Origin of the sequence: Anaerotignum faecicola, assembly GCA_024460105.1 — a bacterium.
Classification (GTDB): domain Bacteria; phylum Bacillota; class Clostridia; order Lachnospirales; family Anaerotignaceae; genus JANFXS01.
Genome location: JANFXS010000318.1, coordinates 1 through 440 on the forward strand (window position 1 = coordinate 1; position 440 = coordinate 440).

General features: G+C 53.4%; 1 protein-coding gene. It reads left to right on the forward strand.

What is annotated here, in order from left to right; all coding sequences use genetic code 11:
- On the forward strand, window positions 1-440 hold a 440-nt coding region (locus NE664_14165; GenBank protein ID MCQ4727780.1), incomplete at both ends, for a DNA recombination/repair protein RecA.

Consider the following 440-nt stretch of genomic DNA (forward strand, 5'->3'; position numbering starts at 1 on the left):
TTTATACATCTCTCAGCCGGATAACGGAGAACAGGCGCTGGAGATCACAGAGACGATGGTGCGTTCCGGTGCGGTAGATATTATCATCGTGGACTCGGTTGCGGCCCTCGTTCCGAAGGCGGAGATTGAAGGCGACATGGGTGACTCCCATGTAGGCCTGCAGGCTCGTCTGATGTCCCAGGCGCTGAGAAAGCTGACCGGTGTCATCAGCAAGTCTAACTGTACCGTGCTTTTTATCAACCAGCTGCGTGAGAAGGTGGGCGTTATGTTCGGTAACCCGGAGACGACGACCGGCGGCCGTGCGCTTAAGTTCTATGCATCTGTCCGTATGGATATCAGAAGAATCGAGTCCTTAAAGCAGGGCGGTGAAGTCGTTGGTAACCGTGTCCGTGTGAAGGTTGTTAAGAATAAGATCGCTCCCCCATTTAAGGAAGCAGAGT